We start from the raw sequence: 14,991 nt of genomic DNA on the forward strand, positions 1-14,991 counted from the left end.
GACAAACGATGAAAACTGACGATATCGGTGAGAAAAACTCACGCAAGATCGATAGGCCGCTGTCGCTGGGCGGCCTGCGCTGCTTCGAAGCCGCCGCGCGGCTGGAAAGCTTCACCCAGGCGGCGCATAGTCTGAGCCTGACGCACGGCGCCGTCAGCCGCGCGGTGCGGGGGTTGGAACAGGAACTGGGCATTGCGCTGTTCGAGCGCCGCCACCGGCGGGTATACCTCACCGCGGCGGGGCGCCGGCTGTTTCAGGCGGCGCAGCAGGCGTTTGGCATCCTGCAGCACACGGCTCAAGAGCTGCGGCAACAGGCGCAGGACGCGCCGCTGGTATTGTCCTGCGAGCCGACGCTGCTGATGCGCTGGCTGATCCCGCGTCTGTCGGCCTTTCAACGGGCGCATCCGGATATCACTCTGCAGCTGGTGGCCGGCGGCGGGGCGTTTTCGTTTCACGACGGCATTACGGCGGCGATCAGGCGCAATGATTTTGACTGGGGCGATCAGACGCACAGCGTGGCGCTGTTCAACGAAAAAGTGGGGCCGGTGTGCCAGCCGCAGGCGTTGCCGCGGGTGGTGTCTGCGGTTGGCGGTCTGCAGCGGCTGCGGGACGATGCCCTGCTGTTGCATGCCGCGACCCGGCCGGGCGCCTGGCGGCGCTGGGCGCAGCAACAGGGAGTCTCGCTGGAAGGCCATCCCGAGCAGCGCTTCGACCATTTCTATTTCAGTTTGCAGGCCGCGGCGGCGGGGCTCGGCGTGGCGATAGGCCCGTGGCAGCAGGTGCGGGACGACTTGGCAGCCGGGCTGCTGAGCGCCCCCTTCGGCTTCACGCCGGACGGCAGCGGCTACTATTTGCTGACGCGGCAGGCCATCGCGCCGGGCAGCGCGCTGGCCCGGCTGGCGGCATGGCTGCAGCTTGCGGCAGACGCCTGAACGTGAAAATCAAAAGGCGACGTTGCGGATGAAGCGCAGCGGCTGCTCGCCGCGGTTGGCGTAGGCGTATTTTTGGTCGCTGTTGAACACCTGGGTTTCACCGGCCGCCAGGGTCAGGGTTTGCCGCTCCAGCAACAGCGTCAGGGTGCCGGCGAGCACATAGATGATCTCGTTCCAGCCTTCGGCGTCCGGCACCGAGTCGTAATGTTCACCCGGCATCAGCGTCCATTCCCACAGCTCCACCCGTTGGTGCGCCGGCACGCTGGCGGCGAACAGCGCCTGGCTGGCCGGCTGCGCGCCTTGCCAGGCCAGCTCGCCGACCAGATGGCTGCCGCGCGCTTCCGGCGCCTGGATCAGGTCGGTGAACGAGGTGCCCAGCGCGGCGGCGAGCTTGTCCAACACCGCCAGGCTGACGTTGCGATCGCCGGCCTCGATCCCCGCCAGCATGCGGCGGCTGACGCCCGAAAGTTCGGCCAGCGCCATCTGGCTGAGACCCGCCTGCTGGCGGTAACCGCGCAGGTTGCTGCTCAGATATTGCAGCACCTTGGGCGGGGGGTTTTTCGCGTTGTGCGGCGTATTGCTCATAACAAGGCTTTGTCTCATACTGGCAGGATCTGTGCATTATATTGCACCCAGCAGGAAGGGCAAGCCGGTGTCAGCAGTAAAAAAATCCTTTATTTCCGCCGTTATTCCGCAGATTAGATTGCAGGAGGCGGTGTTGATCTTCATCACCATGATCTGGGGCGGAACCTTCCTGGCGGTGCAGCATGCGATGCAGGTCAGCGGGCCATTCTTTTTCGTCGGGCTGCGTTTCGCCACCGCCACGCTGGTGCTGACGCTGTTTTCCCTGCGGGCGCTGCGCGGCCTGACCTGGTACGAACTCAAGGCCGGCATGCTGATCGGCGTGTCGATCATGTTCGGCTACGGGTTGCAAACCGTCGGGCTGCAAACCATCAGCAGCAGCCAGTCGGCGTTTATCACCGCCCTGTACGTGCCGATTGTCCCGTTGCTGCAGTGGCTGGTGTTGGGGCGGTTCCCCGGCATCATGTCCTGGATCGGCATTTTACTGGCCTTCACCGGGCTGATGCTGCTGGCGGCGCCGAGCAGCGCCGACATGACGCTGAGCATCGGCGAGATCCTGACGCTGGTCGGCACCCTGGGCATGGCCGCGGAGATAGTCCTGATCGGCGCCTACGCCGGCAAGGTGAATATCCGCCGGGTAACCATCGTACAGCTGGCGACCGCTTCGCTGGCCTCGTTCCTGATGATGGCGCCGACCGGTGAATCGACGCCGCCGTATTCGGACTATCTGTTATACAGCGCCATCGGTCTGGGGCTCGCCAGCGCGATGATCCAGCTGACCATGAACTGGGCGCAGCGCAGCATGTCGCCGACGCGCGCAACGGTGATTTATGCCGGTGAACCGGTATGGGCCGGGGTGGTGGGGCGCATCGCCGGGGAACGTCTGCCGGGCGTCGCGCTGTTGGGCGGGGCGATGATCGTGATCGGGGTGCTGGTGAGCGAGCTGCGCCTGCGCCGCAAGGGAAAGCCCGCCGCAGTGGCGGAATAGGGCCCGGCGTACCGGGCCGCACCGGTTTCAGGGCGCTTGCTTCTCCGCCAGCGGTAAAATCCTGCGGTTGCGCAGCAGCGCATTGAGGAAGATGGCGCCGAAGGTTGCGGTGCCGATGCCGCCCATCGTGAAGCTGCCGAGCGACAGCGCGAAATCGCCGGCGCCCAGCACCAGGGTGACCGCCACCATAATCAGATTGCCGTTGTCCGCCAGATCCACCTTGTTTTGCACCCAGATGCGCGCGCCGGCGACGGCGATCAGGCCGAACACCACCACCGACGCGCCGCCGAGCACCGGCCCGGGGATGGTGTGGATCAACGCGCCGAACTTCGGCGAAAAGCCCAGGGCGATGGCCACCGCCGCAGCGGCGACGAACACCAGCGTGGAGTACACCTTGGTGACCGCCATTACGCCGATATTCTCGGCATAGGTGGTGACGCCGGTTCCGCCCGCCGATCCGGACAGCATGGTCGCCAGCCCGTCGCCGACGAAGGCGCGGCCGATATAACGATCGAGATTCTGGCCGGTCATGCTGGCCACCGCCTTGACGTGGCCGAGATTTTCCGCCACCAGAATGATCGCCACCGGGGCGATCAAGAGCATGGCGTGCAGGTTGAACACCGGCGCGGTGAACTGCGGCAGGCCGAACCAGGCCGCCTGGCTCAACGCGCGGTAATCCACCGGTTTGCCCAGCCCGAGGCCGTTGGTCGCCGCCACATAAATCAGGTAGGCGGCGATCAACCCGGCCAGCAGCAACAGCCGCTGCATCAGGCCGCGGGTAAACACCGCTACCGTGCCGATGCACAGGATGGTCACCACCGCCATCCAGCTGTCGAATGCGGTGGCGGAAACGCTGCGCACCGCAATCGGCGCCAGATTGAGCCCGATGGCCATCACCACCGCGCCGGTGACCACCGGCGGCATCAGCCGCTCGATCCAGCGGGTGCCGATCCTCATCACCACCAGGCCAATCAACAGATACGCCATGCCGCAGGCGATAATGCCGCCCAGCGCCAGCGCGATGTTGGGGTTGGCGCCCTGGCCGCCGTAGCCGGTCAGGGCGATCACCAATCCGACGAAGGCGGCGCTGGATCCGAGGTAGCTCGGCACCCGGCCGCCCACCACCAGAAAGAACAGCAGGGTACCGATGCCGGACATCAATATCGCCAGGTTGGCGTCGAACCCCATCAGCAACGGCATCAGCACGGTGGCGCCAAACATCGCCACCGCGTGCTGCAACCCCATGATCAGGGTCTGACCCAGCGGCAGCCGCTCATCGGGGGCGACTACCGCGCCGTCCAGGCTGCCTTGTTTGATGCGCCATTGGGGAAACCAGGTATTCGCCATCGTCATCTCCAGAGTGTGGGGGAACGTCGAACGTTACTGCGCGGCCGCCCGCGGGAGCGGGTGGTAGCGGCGATCGAAATAGGCCAGGCCGTGGCCGTCTTCGCTGCACGTCAGCGCAACCACCCGACAGAACAGAATGTCATGGGTGCCGACGCTGACGATTTGCTCGATCCGGCAGTCGAACGAGGCCAGCGCGCCATGCAGCAGCGGCGCGCCGGTGGCCAGCGTTGACCAGCGAGCGGCGGAAAAGCGCAGCTCCATCGGCGTTTTGCCGCCGAACAGGTTGGACAGCGACTCATGTTCGGCCGCCAGCGTATTGACGCACAGCGCCTGATTTTGCTTGAACGCCGCGTACACCGACGCGGCGCGGTTCAGACACACCAGCAGCGTCGGCGGCGAGTCGGTCACGCTGCAAACCGCCGAAGCGGTAAATCCGGCGCGGCCGGCGGGGCCGTCGGTGGTGATGATGTTCACCGCCGAGCCCAGGCGGGCCATGGCGTCGCGAAACTCCTGTTTTTCCACCTGCGGCGGCCGCGACGGCGCGCCGGAGATCAAAGGGGTGCCAGGCATAATAAGATGTCTCCTGTGGCCTAAATCCGTCGCGGCTGCAACAGCCAGTCGAGCAGGATGCGGTTAAAGTTTTCCGGGTCGGTGACGCTCATCGCATGGCCGCCATAGCTCATCTGCGCCAGTTCGCCGTTCGGCAGCAGGTCCGCCAACGTGCGGGAGCAGTGATGGGGCACCAGCAGGTCGTCGCGCGAGCACAGCGCCAGCGTCGGCGTGGCGATGTCCGCCAGGTGGGGGCGAAAGTCGGCATTCATCAGCGCCTGCAGGCGCCGCAGCAGATTCTCCGTGCCCTGAAAGTGCGCCACCTGATGCGCCAGCTCCTCCGCCAGCAGCGCGTCATGGCGGGAAAGCCAGTCGGCGGGGAACAGAAACAGCGGCTGGGCGCGCACGTAGGCCGCGACGCCGCTGTTGAGCAACAAATCCTGCCGAACGCTGAAGCAGCGCCGGGTCTGGCTGTCCAGCGCCGGCCAGCCGTTGACCACCGCCAGTTTTTCCACCCGTTGCGGGTGGCTGAGCGCCAGCTGCAGACCGATCATGCCGCCGAGCGCATGGCCAACGAAATGGCAGCGTTCAATATCGAGCGAATTCAGCAGCTGCAGCACCTCCTCCGCCATATCGGCCATGCTGTAGCCGTCCGGCAGGCTCGCCGGGCTGCGGGCGGTGCCGCGGTGGTCGTACGCCACCACGCGAAAATGCTCTCCCAGCGCGGCGAGCTGCGGCTGCCAGAAACTGCCGGCGCCGCCGAGGCCGGCGGAGAGCACCAGCGTAGGCGCCAGCGGGGTGTCTTTTCCCGTAATTTCAAAATACATCGAGGGTTCCTCAGCGTCCGATATGGGCAATGGTGGCGATTTCTATCAGTGCGTCCGGCTTGACCAGCCCGCACTGAATGCAGTAGCGCGCCGGTTTGTCGCCGGGGAAATACTCCGCATAGACCTGATTGACGGCGGCGTAGTTTTGCCAGTCGGTCAGGAATATCGAATTGAAGGTGACGTCGTCCATCGTGCCGCCGGCGGTTTCGATCACGCGCTTGATGGTCTCCAGCACGTGGCGGGTTTGCGCCGCGGCGTCGCCGACGTGCAGCACGTTATTGTGCCGGTCGAACGCCAGCGTGCCCGAGACGTAAACCACGCCGTCGGCCAGCGTGCCGGGAACGAAGGGGGCCAGCGGCGTGCCGCTGCCCGGCGGCGTAATGGGTGTTTTTGGCATAGCGTTGCTCCTGATGCAGGCTGAAGGTCGCGGTTACGCCGACTGGCGGAGCGGGGCGCTCAACGCCTCGCAGAAGCTGTCGACGTCCGATACCCAGCCGAAGAAGGTTTCGATGTTGTACAGCGCCGCCTGCTGAGCGAACGCCGGCCCGGCCTGATGCGTGGCGTCCGCCAGCACGACGCCGAAATATTCGAGGAAAAAGCCGTCGCGCAGCGTGGATTCGACGCAGACGTTGGTGGCGATGCCGGTAAACACCAGGTGGTGAATGCCGTAGGAGCGCAGCAGGCTGTCGAGCTGGGTGTTGAAGAAGCCGCTGTAACGCGGTTTCGGCAGCACGATGTCGCCCGGCTGCGGCTGCAGTTCATCCACCAGGGCGTAGTCCCACTCCCCCTTGGCCAGCAGCTTGCCCAGCAGCTCCGGGCGCCGGCGCATGGTTTTCAGCGCGTTGGATTTATGCCAGTTGGGCGAACCCGGCCCGCCGGCCTCGAGGTACCGATTGTCCCAGCCGTTCTGGAAAAAGATCACCCGGATGCCGGCGGCGCGCGCGGCGGCGATGGCGCGCTTGATATTGGCGATCACCGGCGCGGTGGCCGAAACGTCGAAGCCGGCCAGATCGAGATAGCCGCCCTGCGAGGCATAGGCATTTTGCATGTCGACCACGATCAGCGCCGTTTCCTGCGGCGAAAACGCAATGGCCTCCGGACGGGCGGGCAGGGTGACTGCCGGGCCGGCGTCCGGCGAACCGCGATGAACCACCGGCTGACTATTCGTGCGTTCCATCAGGCCACCTCGCGTTTTTCGGCGGTCTGCGGGCAGACGTCGGCGCGGCTTTTCATCAGCGGCTGGATGCGTTCGCCAAAGTCGGCCACCCCTTTGATAAAGTCATCGAAGGTCAGCAACACGCCTTCGGTGCCGGGCACGGCGGCGATTTCATCCATCATGCGCGCCACGCTGGCGTAAGAGCCGACCAGCGTGCCCATATTGATGTTCACCGCCGAGGTCGGATCGGCCATCTGGCGCACGTTGGCGTCGGCGCCGGAGCGGGTGTCCTTGCCGCTTTGCTCGGTCAGCCAGGCCAGCGCTTCGGTATCGGCGCCCGCCTTGTAGCTTTCCCATTTGGCGCGGGCGGCTTCGTCGGTTTCGTCGGCGATGATCATGAACAACACGTAACAGGCGACGCTGCGGCCCGCGGCGTCGGCGGCGGTTTTCAGCCGTGCGGCGGTCGGCGCGAAGGCGGCCGGCGTGTTGACGCCCTTGCCGAAGCAGAAGTTGTAGTCGGCGTATTTGGCCGAGAACGCCATGCCGGCATCGCTTTGACCGGCGCAGATCACCTTGATGTCCGCCTGCGGCTGCGGGCTGACGCGGCAGTCGTCCATCTGGAAGAACTCGCCCTTGAAGTCGGATTTTCCGCTGCCCCACAGGTCGCGCAGCACCCTGACATACTCCGCCAAATAGTCGTAACGGCGGCTGAAGTAATCATCGCCCGGCCACATGCCCATCTGCTCGTATTCCGGCTTTTGCCAGCCGGTCACCACGTTCAGACCGAAGCGCCCGTTGGAAATGGAGTCGATAGTGGACGCCATGCGCGCGACTATCGCCGGCGGCATGGTCAGCGTGGCGGCGGTGGCGTAGATCTTGATCCTGGTGGTGACCGCCGCCAGCCCGGCCATCAGAGTGAACGACTCCAGATTGTGGTCCCAGAATTCGGTTTTGCCGCCGAAGCCGCGCAGCTTGATCATCGACAGGGCGAAGTCGAAGTTATAGCGTTCCGCCTGCTGCACGATGGTCTTGTTCAATTCGAACGTCGGTTGGTACTGCGGCGCGGCGCTGGAAATCAGCCAGCCGTTGTTGCCGATCGGGATAAATACGCCAATTTTCATGTAAACACCTCGGTCTGCTAAGGGACGGTTTCAGGCGCTGCTTGAGTGCTTCCTGCGGGTTCCGAATTGCGCGGCGCTGAAGAGGTTTTGCAAACCCGGTGCCAGTTTTTAAAACGGGTTATTTATCAGTTTGTTGTCTGTGGTTTGCGGTTTCCGGTCGGAGCGAATGGTCCAAAACAGACCATTTGGTCAAAAATAACTGCACGATAAACAGGCGGCCTTGCTCGTAAAAGGTGCAGGTTATCCCCTGAAGGAGGTAGGCAAAAGCGTGGGTTTCACCCGAAGGCTTTGCTATGCTGGCTGCCGAGTTCGCTAACCCCAGGGAGCCGCAGTGAAGTCACCCACCGTCAAACCGTCTACGCGCCGTTCACGCGCGGTGGCCGCCAAACGCAGCACCATCATGGATGCGGCGCTGGAGTTTTTCTCGCTGTACGGCATTCATGGCACCAGCCTCGATCAGGTGGCGGAGCGCGCCGACGTCTCCAAAACCAATCTGCTGTACTACTTCCCGTCGAAAGAGGATCTGTACGTTGCGGTCCTGAAAGGCATTCTTGACGTCTGGCTGGCGCCGCTGAAGGCGCTGCGCGCCGATCAGGAGCCGCTGCAGGCGATCCGCGATTACATTCGCCTGAAGCTGGAGGTTTCGCGCCATCATCCGCAGGCTTCGCGGTTGTTTTGCCTGGAAATGATCCAGGGGGCGCCGCTGCTGAAGCGCGAGCTGGAAGGGGGGCTGAAGACGCTGGTGGACGAAAAGTCGGCGATGATCGAACGCTGGGTGGCCGCAGGCCACATTGCGGCGGTGGAGCCGCACCATCTGATTTTCATGCTGTGGGCCACCACCCAGCACTACGCGGATTTTTGGGTGCAGGTGGAAGCGGTGACCGGCAAGACGCTGGACGACGACGCCTTTTTCCGGCAAACGGTAGAGAATGTGCAGCGGGTGATTATCGATGGGATCCGGCCGCGCTGAGCCGCCGGAGAAGCCTGGGGACGGGTTGCCCGTCCCCTTGCCACATCAAGCGGTTTTCTTCTTGCGCAGGAACAGGTAGGACAGGCCGAGCACCACAAACCACAGCGGCGTGACGATCAGCGCCTGGCGGGTATCTTCGCGCAGCGTCAGCAGCACCAGCACGAAGGCGAAGAACGCCATGCACACCCAGCACATCAGCTTGCCGGCCGGCATCTTGTAGATCGATTTCCGATGCAGCGCCGGGCGCTGTTTACGGTAAACCAGATACGAACACAGGATGATGGTCCAGACGAACATGAACAGGATCGCCGATACGGTGGTGACCAGGGTAAATACCGTCATGACGTTCGGGATCAGGTAAATCAGCACCACGCCGCCCAACAGGCAGATGCAGGAGAAGGTCAGGCCGTTGGCCGGCACCGCGCGCTTTGACAAGTTGGCGAACGATTTTGGCGCGTCGCCTTCCTGCGCCAGGCCGAACAGCATGCGGCTGGTGGAGAACACCCCGCTGTTGGCGGAAGAGGCGGCCGAGGTCAGCACCACGAAGTTGATGACGCTGGCCGCGGCCGGCAGGCCGATCAGCACGAACAGCTCGACGAACGGGCTTTTGTCAGCGACGACCGAGCTCCAGGGCGTGACCGACATGATAACGATCAGCGCGAACACGTAAAACATGATGATGCGCAGCGGGATGGAATTGATGGCGCGCGGCAGCACTTTTTCCGGATCTTTGGTTTCCGCCGCGGTAGTGCCCACCAGCTCGATGCCGACGAAGGCGAACACCGCAATCTGGAAGCCGGCGAAGAAGCCGCTGATGCCTTTCGGGAACATGCCGCCGTCATTCCACAGGTGCGAGAATGAGGCCACGCTGCCCGACGGGGACTGGAACTGCATGGCGATCATCACCAGCCCGGCGACGATCAGCCCGACGATGGCGACGATCTTGATCATCGCGAACCAGAATTCCATCTCGCCGAACATCTTCACCGTCGCCAGGTTCAGACCGAGCAACAACAGCACGCACAACAGCGAGGCGATCCATTGCGACAGCCCGGGGAACCAGAATTGGGCGTAGGCGGTGATCGCCACCACGTCGGCGATGCCGGTCACCACCCAGCAAAACCAATAGGTCCAGCCGGTGAAGAAGCCGGCCCAGGGGCCGAGCAGGTCCGCCGCGAAGTCGCTGAAGGATTTGTATTCCAGGTTGGACAGCAGCAGCTCGCCCATGGCGCGCATCACGAAGAACAGCATAAAGCCGATGATCATGTACACGAAGATGATGGAAGGACCGGCCAGGCTGATGGTTTTGCCTGAACCCATAAACAGACCCGTACCGATGGCACCGCCGATGGCGATCAGTTGAATATGTCGGTTGGTTAGGTTTCGCCGTAGATGATCTTCTGATGCGGGCGTCGCATCCGTCGCTATTTTAGAGTGATCTACCATCTGATGATGTCCTGTTTTACCTGTCATTGGTGAAATAGTGAGCTCTGAAGTGGCTCTTTTTTATACGTTTATCCGGTTGGTCCGGTTTCAGTAAGGTAGTGCAATAACGCCACCTTTGTGCAACATGTTTACAACATTTATGCGAGGGATAAAAGTCGATTGTTCTTTACACTGCGGAGGCAAATCGGACGTTCAGGGGGCGGAAGATTACTCTTCAAAACGCCGGATTAACAGACCTTATGCGGCTTATCTCGTTGATAAAACAGAGGGTTGATAATTTCGCATGAAAAAAAGTAATGAGTGTAAGCGTTTGACACCGACGATGCGGAGACGATGAATCTAACCTGCGGGGCCGTGAGCTCAGCGGGCAGCTCCGTTGGCGGTGACTCAATGGGGCGCAGGCGCGGATCCTGGAGCACCCACCAACCAAATCAGGGCGTTACGCCCGACGTTTTCTCTCGCTTCGCTTCTTCGGCGGTTTTTTCCGCTCGCCGTTCAACAATAAATCCGAGTTTTTTGACCGATGTTCAGAAAGGTGATCTGGCGCAAATTGTGGTGTTATCGGCGGCTTTGGCGGCCAATCGTCCCCCTGATTTTTTGTGCGGCCACGCGCTGGCGTCGCGGTTCACCCAAGAATCTTTCAGGTCAAAATGGGCGGAAACAGGTGAGCGACCGACATCAGCGCCAGCGCCCAGGCGGCGGCAGAAAACGCCGAAGTCAGGTATACCGGCTTCAGCGGCAGCGAAAGCATCCCGGCCATCAGCGGAACCGTGTAACGCATCACCGCCAAAAAGCGCGAAGCGAACAGCAGCGGCATGCCTTGTTCCTGCAGCGCCAGCCGCGCCTTGCGCAGCGGAGCATCAAACCGCGCCGGCAGCCAGGTCATCGGCCCGCGGCGGCACAGCAGCGCGCCGCAGTGGAATGACAGGATCGAACCCAGAGCGGCCCCCAGCGTGATGGCGCTCCAGACAGCGCCGAGCGGCAGCGCATGTTTGCCCGCCAGGATCGCCAACAACAGCGTGACGGAAGCCGGAGGCAGCACGGATGAAACAAAAATAACCGACTTCCCCAGCGAGAACAGAAAGATAAGCAGCAGCAGGAATTCAGGTTCCGGGCTGTATTTGGCGATCATCTGCGTGAGCGGAGCCATCGGCCACCTCGGATAATTGTCGTTTGGTGACCAGTGTCCCATTTATAACATCAATAAGAGCTCAATCAGCTGGGCGCGCGTCCGCCTCTTTAGGTTAGGGTGACGCCATACAAACGCAAAACTCACGAGGGGAAGGATTATGTTGAAGGTCATAGCAGAAGATTTTATCAAGCCGGAGCATATCGACAAGGTCATGCCGCTGTATCGCGAGCTGGTGGAGAAAACCCGGCGGGAACCGCTGTGCATCTCCTATGAGCTGTGTATCGATCATCAGGACCCCGGGCACTTTATCTTTGTCGAGAGCTGGCCCGATCGCGCCGCGCTGGACGCGCACTGCCAAAGCGAGCATTTCAAGCGCCTGGTGCCCCAGATTAACCTGCATCAGCGCCAGCCCTGCGCCTTTCTGTTTATGCAGCCTTTCCCGGATGCGGGCGATGAATAGACAAAAAAAGCCCCGCAGGGGAGCGGGGTCAATGGCTTCTCTAACATATCTTATAGTGATTAAAAAATAGGCTGATAATGATTGTCATTCACTAAGAATGCTCCTAAACGAACATTGATGCGGTGAATCATGGGCGGGACGCAGCCGGAGCGGCCTCGCTGGCGGCTTTGATAGCGTGCAACATCCGGCGACGGATCAGGCCGCTGACCAACCGGATGGCGAGCCAATAAGGGGTAAATCGCCGGCGGCTGGCGCGATCGGGGCAGAAAATGCGGGTCTCCGTCACCAGGCGACAGCGGCCGTTTCGCCCGGGGTGTACGGCATAACCCAATGCCAGCTTGGCCACTCCCGGCTGCCGAAAGGTGAGGAATGCCGCGCCATCGTTTATCTTGACCAGGCCGTAGCCGGCCTGCCAGAAGCGGCCAATCAGGCCATAAACCAGCGCCACGTCGTTTTGTTCCAGCAGGCAAAAGTCATGCAGGCCAAACGACGCTGGGGGCGCCTGGCGCGCCATCAGCCGGGATGGCAGCTCCCGTATGGTTATCATGGCGCGAAAGAAACGGTCATGCTGCGGATCGTAGGCCGCAACGGCCGCGATCACCCGGGAGGACGGGGCTAGGATCTCGATAGCGTGGCGCTCCGAGAATTGGTATTCATGCAAATACTTGTCCAGCAGTCCCATGTTATCTTTCCCTGAAATATCGCTCTGATGCGCCAAGTTTACCGAACGTTGGCGCGGCGGTCGATTTACCCCCCCGTATTTTCCTCTTTCTTGAAGCCGATGAGCGTCAGCAGCAGGGCGATGGCACCGAACGGCAGCGCGAACAGCGGCAACCGGTCAGCGGGCTGGCCGGCTAACGCGAAGCTGCCCAGCATGCCGCCTGCGGCGATGCCGGCGTACAGCGCCGAGCCGTTCAGTGCGACGGTTAACGGGCCGGCGCGTTTTGACAGTGCCAGCAGGTGATGCTGGAGGGGCACAAGATACATCCAACCGGCAATGCCCCAAACCAGAAAAAGGGTCAACACCCGCCAGGGCGAGGCCAGGGAGAAACCGAGCAACAGCAGTGTAAGCGTCTGGGCCGTGATCGAAAGCAACAGGGTAAGCCTGCTGCCGAGCGTATCGGTCAGCTTGCCGGAAACGGCATTGCCGATGACCGCGCCGATGCCGAACGCCAGCAACGCGAAGGGCAGGATCCGTTCCGAGCCAAGCCGGGTATGCCGCAGCAGCACGCTGACATAGCTGTATACCAGGTGTTCGGAACAGACGGCGAAGAAAGCGATCAGCAAGGTGGTCAGCACCGCTTTTTGCCGCAGCGGGGCAAGCCGTGCTTTCAGGCCGTAGCTGCCCGGCGCCGCCAGCGGGCGCAGCGCCAGCGAAAGCCCCAGCAGCGCCGCGGCGCCCAGCAGGGTGATAAGCGCAAACACCTCCCGCCAGCCGATGAGCTGGGTGAAGAAGGTGCCGAAGGGGACGCCGAGGGCGATAGCCAGCGTCATGCCGCCATAGACGATGGAAATGGCCCGGCCCCGGCGTTTTTCGGGCGCCAGCTCGGCGGCGGCCGCCGCCGCTTGCGGGGTGTAACAGGCCGCGCCCAGCGCGGCCAATATGCGGCCAAGCGAAAGCTGCAGATAGCCGGCGGCAAATGCGCACGTCAGATTGCCGACGATAAACAACGCCAGCGCCAACTGCAGAATGCGCCTGCGGTTAAGATGGCCCAGCAGCCAGGCGCTCAGTGGAGCGAACAGCGCGTAGGCCAGGGCGAAGATTGAAATCAGCCACCCCGCCTGAGCGGGAGCGACCGCCAGGGTAGCGGCGAGGGGGCTGAGCATGCCGGCGACAATAAAGGCGTCGGTGCCGATGGCAAAGGTGCCGAGCGCCATCAGACCTGAGGCGATCAAGTACCCGTCGTCACTGCGTTTAAGCATGTTAACTCTCTGGTTAAAAACGGTGATGTTCGCAGGCAGAATAATCGGTTTACCGATCCCGGCTAAGTGGCAAAACTGACAGCTTCATCCGGCCCTCCGCCTGTGCTAGGCCGGCGACGGTGGCGATGGGTTTTATGACCGTCCATTTCGTTATATAAAACGGCTGTCGATAAAATGCCTGGCTGTTATACAGTTAGCTGCGGAATATTCAGGTTATCGAAGAGGCAGTGATGATTATTGACCACCGACAGGCGTTAAACGCTCAGGCCGATAATTTCCTGGCGCAGCTTGAAGTGCAGACGCGCGCGCTGGGATTTGAGCGCTTTTGTTATATTGTTTTCTCCGGTTACCCGCTTCGCCACCCCAAAATGGCGATGGAGAGCAATTATCCGCTGGAATTTATCGAGGATTATCGTCATGGTCGCGATTATTTGCGCGATCCGGTCATTGAACAGGCGCAGCGTTCCACCCTGAGGTTCGCCTGGGACCATGGCTTCTATCAGGGCAACCTCGCGCTGTGGCAACGCATGGCCGAACAGGGGCTGGCCGCCGGCTGGACGCAGTCAGTGAAGGATTGCCATGGGCGGGTGGGCATTCTGACGTTGGCGGGAAGCCAGGCTCCGCCGCTGGAGAGCGCCGCCGATATGCCGAGGCAGCACCAGTTTCTTGGGCTGGCGCAGGCGGCGCATCAAACATTGCGCGAAGCCTTGCTCCCGGAAAGCGACGAGGCGATTAAAGACGTGCTGACGCCGCGAGAAAAAGACGTTTTACGCTGGTGCAGCGAAGGGAAAACGGCGCAGGAGATCGCTATTATCATGAGCCTTGCGGAACGTACGGTTAATTTTCATATCGGCAACGCCATTAGAAAGCTCTCGGTCGCCAATAAAACCGCGGCCACCGCCAAGGCGGTTTATTTGCAGCTTATTTAATCGCGAGAAAATAATAATTAATTGACTATCCGTTAACCGCGCTATGTTTATATTTTGTTAAAATATCAATTGCCTGTCCCAGTATTTACCGCCGATCACAAAAGCGCGATAAAGCGGTTCACCCCGCGCATGCCCGGCAGTACCCTATAAGCTCCCCGGTTTACATAGAAAGGACGTGATATGTACAAGACCATTTTAGTGCCGATAGACATTGAAGAGGATTTGTTGACCGAGCATGCGCTTCAGCACGTGGAGTATCTGGCGAAAATGTCCGGCGCCCGGGTGCATTTCTTCCATGCGCTGCCGGATGCCTCGGCATTTGTTACCGCTTATTCGTTTGGCATCAAGGAATTCGAGAACCAGGCGGAAGTGAAAGCGGTCGATAAGCTGAAGAAAATCATGTCCGAAATCGACATTCCGCTGGATCGCCTGAATTACACCATCAGCTTTGGCTCGCCGCGCGATCAGGCGCTGGAACTGGCCGAAGAGATCGACGCCGACCTGATCGTCATTGGCTCGCGCCGCCCGAGCGTGAAAACCTACCTGCTGGGCTCCAACGCCGCCGCTATCGTTCGCCACGCCAATATATCGGTGATGGTGGTCCGTTAATTCGCGCAAGGCAGGCCGCC

16 protein-coding genes and 1 pseudogene are annotated in these 14,991 nt (G+C 61.7%); 6 read left to right on the top strand and 11 right to left on the bottom strand.

The genetic code is table 11. The annotated features are described in order from the left end of the window. Window positions 1-8 precede the first annotated feature (8 nt). A complete protein-coding gene (locus CKW09_RS09230; protein ID WP_095096905.1) occupies window positions 9-932 on the top strand; it encodes a LysR family transcriptional regulator in 924 nt (307 codons plus the stop codon). A gap of 9 nt (window positions 933-941) precedes the next feature. Here CKW09_RS09230 and CKW09_RS09235 read toward each other — a convergent pair whose 3' ends face one another. Continuing rightward, window positions 942-1,517, bottom strand: coding sequence for a helix-turn-helix domain-containing protein (locus CKW09_RS09235; RefSeq protein WP_095096908.1), 576 nt, complete (start codon window positions 1,515-1,517; stop codon window positions 942-944). Window positions 1,518-1,584: 67 nt separating this feature from the next. Here CKW09_RS09235 and CKW09_RS09240 point away from each other — a divergent pair, with 67 nt between their 5' ends. Continuing rightward, window positions 1,585-2,502, top strand: coding sequence for a DMT family transporter (locus CKW09_RS09240; RefSeq protein ID WP_095096911.1), 918 nt, complete (start codon window positions 1,585-1,587; stop codon window positions 2,500-2,502). 27 nt (window positions 2,503-2,529) lie between these two features. Here CKW09_RS09240 and rutG read toward each other — a convergent pair whose 3' ends face one another. The 6 genes and pseudogenes from rutG to rutA all read right to left on the bottom strand — a co-directional run bounded on the left by rutG (window position 2,530) and on the right by rutA (window position 7,502). Continuing rightward, window positions 2,530-3,849 (bottom strand): pyrimidine utilization transport protein G, encoded by a 1,320-nt coding sequence (rutG, locus tag CKW09_RS09245; protein ID WP_061798230.1) that lies wholly within the window; start codon window positions 3,847-3,849, stop codon window positions 2,530-2,532. Window positions 3,850-3,882: 33 nt separating this feature from the next. Then, window positions 3,883-4,419, bottom strand: coding sequence for an NADH-dependent FMN reductase RutF (gene rutF / locus CKW09_RS09250; RefSeq protein ID WP_095096914.1), 537 nt, complete (start codon window positions 4,417-4,419; stop codon window positions 3,883-3,885). Window positions 4,420-4,439: 20 nt separating this feature from the next. Next, window positions 4,440-5,225: a pyrimidine utilization protein D gene (gene rutD / locus CKW09_RS09255; protein WP_061798234.1), complete on the bottom strand. Its 786-nt coding sequence runs from the start codon at window positions 5,223-5,225 to the stop codon at window positions 4,440-4,442. Window positions 5,226-5,235: 10 nt separating this feature from the next. Then, entirely contained in the window at window positions 5,236-5,622 is a 387-nt protein-coding gene (gene rutC, locus CKW09_RS09260) for a pyrimidine utilization protein C (protein WP_061798236.1), read from the bottom strand. Beyond that, window positions 5,618-6,402: pseudogene (gene rutB, locus CKW09_RS09265) on the bottom strand (pyrimidine utilization protein B); the annotation flags it as partial. The pseudogene rutB and the gene rutC, both read right to left, overlap by 5 nt. Further along, complete coding sequence (gene rutA, locus CKW09_RS09270) at window positions 6,402-7,502, bottom strand: pyrimidine utilization protein A (protein ID WP_061798240.1); 1,101 nt, start codon at window positions 7,500-7,502, stop codon at window positions 6,402-6,404. The gene rutA and the pseudogene rutB, both read right to left, overlap by 1 nt. 331 nt (window positions 7,503-7,833) lie before the next feature. Between rutA and rutR the strand changes: the two genes are divergently transcribed. Next, complete coding sequence (rutR, locus tag CKW09_RS09275; protein WP_061798243.1) at window positions 7,834-8,472, top strand: HTH-type transcriptional regulator RutR; 639 nt, start codon at window positions 7,834-7,836, stop codon at window positions 8,470-8,472. Window positions 8,473-8,517: 45 nt separating this feature from the next. Here rutR and cycA read toward each other — a convergent pair whose 3' ends face one another. Further along, window positions 8,518-9,918: a D-serine/D-alanine/glycine transporter gene (cycA, locus tag CKW09_RS09280; protein ID WP_061798245.1), complete on the bottom strand. Its 1,401-nt coding sequence runs from the start codon at window positions 9,916-9,918 to the stop codon at window positions 8,518-8,520. 640 nt (window positions 9,919-10,558) lie between these two features. Continuing rightward, the gene (locus CKW09_RS09285) at window positions 10,559-11,068 is read right to left on the bottom strand and encodes a DedA family protein (RefSeq protein WP_061798246.1); all 510 of its coding nucleotides are present in this window, start codon (window positions 11,066-11,068) and stop codon (window positions 10,559-10,561) included. Window positions 11,069-11,207: 139 nt separating this feature from the next. Here CKW09_RS09285 and CKW09_RS09290 point away from each other — a divergent pair, with 139 nt between their 5' ends. After that, window positions 11,208-11,510 (top strand): putative quinol monooxygenase, encoded by a 303-nt coding sequence (locus CKW09_RS09290; protein WP_061798247.1) that lies wholly within the window; start codon window positions 11,208-11,210, stop codon window positions 11,508-11,510. A gap of 127 nt (window positions 11,511-11,637) precedes the next feature. Here the strand turns inward: CKW09_RS09290 and CKW09_RS09295 are convergent, their stop codons facing one another. Beyond that, window positions 11,638-12,192 (bottom strand): hypothetical protein, encoded by a 555-nt coding sequence (locus CKW09_RS09295; protein WP_095096917.1) that lies wholly within the window; start codon window positions 12,190-12,192, stop codon window positions 11,638-11,640. Between the two features lie 65 nt (window positions 12,193-12,257). Beyond that, window positions 12,258-13,433: an MFS transporter gene (locus CKW09_RS09300; protein ID WP_095096919.1), complete on the bottom strand. Its 1,176-nt coding sequence runs from the start codon at window positions 13,431-13,433 to the stop codon at window positions 12,258-12,260. 230 nt (window positions 13,434-13,663) lie between these two features. On the opposite strand from CKW09_RS09300, the gene CKW09_RS09305 reads away from it, so the two are divergent. Further along, on the top strand, window positions 13,664-14,362 hold the full coding sequence (locus CKW09_RS09305; protein ID WP_061798250.1) for an autoinducer binding domain-containing protein: 699 nt from the start codon (window positions 13,664-13,666) through the stop codon (window positions 14,360-14,362). Window positions 14,363-14,542: 180 nt separating this feature from the next. After that, entirely contained in the window at window positions 14,543-14,971 is a 429-nt protein-coding gene (locus tag CKW09_RS09310; RefSeq protein ID WP_061798252.1) for a universal stress protein, read from the top strand. Window positions 14,972-14,991 lie beyond the last annotated feature (20 nt).

The organism is Serratia ficaria, assembly GCF_900187015.1.
GTDB lineage: Bacteria > Pseudomonadota > Gammaproteobacteria > Enterobacterales > Enterobacteriaceae > Serratia > Serratia ficaria.

Excerpts from the sequence above, each read along its gene's own strand:
- CKW09_RS09235 (WP_095096908.1), bottom strand. The coding sequence starts at position 1,517 with ATGAGCAATACGCCGCACAACGCGAAAAACCCCCCGCCCAAGGTGCTG.
- rutA (WP_061798240.1), bottom strand. The coding sequence starts at position 7,502 with ATGAAAATTGGCGTATTTATCCCGATCGGCAACAACGGCTGGCTGATT.
- CKW09_RS09285 (WP_061798246.1), bottom strand. The coding sequence starts at position 11,068 with ATGGCTCCGCTCACGCAGATGATCGCCAAATACAGCCCGGAACCTGAA.
- CKW09_RS09230 (WP_095096905.1), top strand. The coding sequence starts at position 9 with ATGAAAACTGACGATATCGGTGAGAAAAACTCACGCAAGATCGATAGG.
- CKW09_RS09310 (WP_061798252.1), top strand. The coding sequence starts at position 14,543 with ATGTACAAGACCATTTTAGTGCCGATAGACATTGAAGAGGATTTGTTG.
- CKW09_RS09295 (WP_095096917.1), bottom strand. The coding sequence starts at position 12,192 with ATGGGACTGCTGGACAAGTATTTGCATGAATACCAATTCTCGGAGCGC.
- CKW09_RS09305 (WP_061798250.1), top strand. The coding sequence starts at position 13,664 with ATGATTATTGACCACCGACAGGCGTTAAACGCTCAGGCCGATAATTTC.
- cycA (WP_061798245.1), bottom strand. The coding sequence starts at position 9,918 with ATGGTAGATCACTCTAAAATAGCGACGGATGCGACGCCCGCATCAGAA.
- rutC (WP_061798236.1), bottom strand. The coding sequence starts at position 5,622 with ATGCCAAAAACACCCATTACGCCGCCGGGCAGCGGCACGCCGCTGGCC.
- rutD (WP_061798234.1), bottom strand. The coding sequence starts at position 5,225 with ATGTATTTTGAAATTACGGGAAAAGACACCCCGCTGGCGCCTACGCTG.
- CKW09_RS09300 (WP_095096919.1), bottom strand. The coding sequence starts at position 13,433 with ATGCTTAAACGCAGTGACGACGGGTACTTGATCGCCTCAGGTCTGATG.
- rutF (WP_095096914.1), bottom strand. The coding sequence starts at position 4,419 with ATGCCTGGCACCCCTTTGATCTCCGGCGCGCCGTCGCGGCCGCCGCAG.
- CKW09_RS09290 (WP_061798247.1), top strand. The coding sequence starts at position 11,208 with ATGTTGAAGGTCATAGCAGAAGATTTTATCAAGCCGGAGCATATCGAC.
- rutG (WP_061798230.1), bottom strand. The coding sequence starts at position 3,849 with ATGGCGAATACCTGGTTTCCCCAATGGCGCATCAAACAAGGCAGCCTG.